Raw genomic sequence first — 2,305 nt, 5'->3', positions numbered from 1 at the left:
AAGCTCGCCCCCTCGCTCTGCATGACGAAGCTGATGGCGTCGCCATGCGCGCCGCAGCCGAAGCAGTGGTAGTGATCGTCGTAGACGTAGAAGGACGGGGATTTCTCGTTGTGGAACGGGCAGCAGCCCTTCTGGTCGCGGCCGGCGCGCTCGAGCCGCACGCGGCGGGCGACCAGGGGGGCGAGCGGCGTGCGGTGGCGCAGTTCGTCGAGAAAATGGGGCGGCAGGCTCATCCGCCGGCCAGCTTCGCCTTCACCGCCGCCGAGGCGGCGGCCATGTCGAGCGCCGGGCCGTGCGCCGCCTTCAGCGCGGCGATGACGGCGCCCATCTCCTTCGGGCCGGACGCGCCGGTGGCGGCGATGGCGGCGGCGATGGCGTCATCCAGTGCGGCGCCGGCGAGGGTTTGCGGCAGGTAGCCCTCGATGATGGCGATTTCGCCGGCTTCCTGGTCGGCGAGGTCGGGGCGGTTGCCGGCGCGGTACTGCGCCTCGGATTCGCGGCGGGATTTCACCATGCCGCGCAGCAGGGCGACGATGTCGGGCTCGGCGATCGCCTCGATGCCGCGCGGGCGGGCGGCGATGTCGGCGTCCTTCAGCTTGGCCGAGACCATGCGCAGCGTGGAGACGCGCAGCGCATCGCGCGCGCGCATCGCCGCCTTCAGGTCATCGAGGATGCGGCCGCGCAGGGGGCTGGTCGTCATGGCTGTCTCCGAACAGGGCTGAAGGCCGCCCGCCCCGGGGCGGGCGGCGGCTCACATGGTCGCCGGTTCGGCCGGCGCGATCGTCGCGACGCCCGAACCCGTGATGGCCACTATCCTATCCCCGGAGACGGGCGGGGAGAAGAGGTAGCCCTGCGCATCGATGTCGCGATAGCCGTAAAGCATCGCGGCGTGTTCCTCGGTTTCGACGCCCTCGACGGTGATCAGCAGGCCGAGGGTCTGGCCGAATTCGACGATCGCCTTGACGATCCGCTCGCCGTTCTCGGCGCGGCCGAGTTCGTGGATGAAGCTGCGGTCGATCTTGAGCCGGTCGAAGGGGAAGGAGCGCAGCGTGGAGAGCGAGGCGAAGCCGGTGCCGAAATCGTCGATCGCGATGCGGCAGCCGAAGCGGCGCAGGCGACGCAGATTGTCGATCGTGCGGTCGTCCGTGGTCAGCAGCGCGGTCTCGGTCACCTCGAACTCGACGCGCTCGGGGGCGAGGCCGGAGGTCGAGATCACCGCCGAGAGCTGGTCGAACAGCAGGGCCTCGCGCAGGTGCAGCGCCGAGAGGTTGATCGCGACCGAGACCGAGGACGGCAGGCGGATGGCCAGCGAGGCGGCCTCGGTCAGGACGTGGCGGGTGACGGCGCCGATCAGGCCGCAGCGCTCGGCGATGGCGATGAAATCCTCCGGCCCGATGATGCCGCGCTGCGGATGCCGCCAGCGGACCAGCGCCTCGACGGAGCGGATGCGGCGGGTGCGCAGGCAGACGACGGGCTGGTATTCGACGAAGAGCTGCCCGTCGTGCAGGGCGCGCTTGATGTCGCGGCGCAGGCTGCGCTGGTTCTGCACCTGGCGGTCCATCGCCTGGTCGAACAGCCGCCAGGTGCCGCGGCCGTCGTTCTTGGCGCGGTAGAGTGCGAGGTCGGCGTTGCGGAACAGCAGGTCCTGGCGGTCGCCATCGGCGGGGGCGAGCGCGATGCCGATGCTCACCCCGATCTCGACCGAGACGCCGTCGAACCGGTAGGGGCGCGACAGGCGCTCGATGATGCGGTCGGCCATCGCGGTGGCGTCGATCCGGCTGTTCGAGGGCAGCAGCACGGCGAATTCGTCGCCGCCGAGGCGGGCGGCGGTGTCGGTTTCGCGGATGGCGTTGCGCAGCCGGCTGGCGACGGCGCGCAGCAGGATGTCGCCCAGGCCGTGGCCGTAGCTGTCGTTCACCGCCTTGAACTGGTCGAGGTCGAGATAGAGCAGCGCCGCGCCGCAGGCATTGCCGGGGGCGAGCGCGCGGTCGAGCAGCACGCCGAAGGCGGCGCGGTTGATCAGCTCGGTCAGCGTGTCGTGCTGGGCGAGGAAGTCGATGCGCTGGCGGGAGCGCTGCATGGCCGTGACATCCGAGCCGACGCCGCGATAGCCGGCGAAGGCGCCCTCGTGATCGAGCGTCGGCTTGCCGGTCAGCGACCACCAGCGCCGCTCGCCCGCGGCCGAGACCGGCACCACCAGATCGCGGAACGGGCGGCGCATGCGGATCTGCCGGCGGAGCTCGGCATAGGGATCGATGGCCGGATCCGCCGGGCTGGCCAGGGCGGCGTCGGTGCCGGCCATGAA

At 71.3% G+C, this 2,305-nt stretch carries 3 protein-coding genes; all 3 read right to left on the bottom strand.

Going from position 1 to position 2,305, the window contains the following annotated elements:
- The coding region (locus APM_RS10200; protein ID WP_007423291.1) for a CHC2 zinc finger domain-containing protein at positions 1 to 233 on the bottom strand (233 nt) is incomplete at its 3' end.
- Positions 230 to 700 (bottom strand): GatB/YqeY domain-containing protein, encoded by a 471-nt coding sequence (locus tag APM_RS10195; RefSeq protein WP_007423290.1) that lies wholly within the window; start codon positions 698 to 700, stop codon positions 230 to 232. The genes APM_RS10195 and APM_RS10200, both read right to left, overlap by 4 nt.
- 51 nt (positions 701 to 751) lie before the next feature.
- On the bottom strand, positions 752 to 2,305 hold a 1,554-nt coding region (locus tag APM_RS10190), incomplete at its 5' end, for a bifunctional diguanylate cyclase/phosphodiesterase (protein ID WP_007423289.1).

Origin of the sequence: Acidiphilium sp. PM (assembly GCF_000219295.1) — a bacterium.
Classification (GTDB): Bacteria; Pseudomonadota; Alphaproteobacteria; order Acetobacterales; family Acetobacteraceae; genus Acidiphilium; species Acidiphilium multivorum.
Note: the sequence above shows the minus strand (reverse complement) of the source record. Positions and strands in the feature narration are given on the sequence as shown.

What these genes read in the sequence shown, in the direction of transcription:
- APM_RS10195 (WP_007423290.1), bottom strand. Translation starts at nt 700, where the DNA reads ATGACGACCAGCCCCCTGCGCGGCCGCATCCTCGATGACCTGAAGGCG.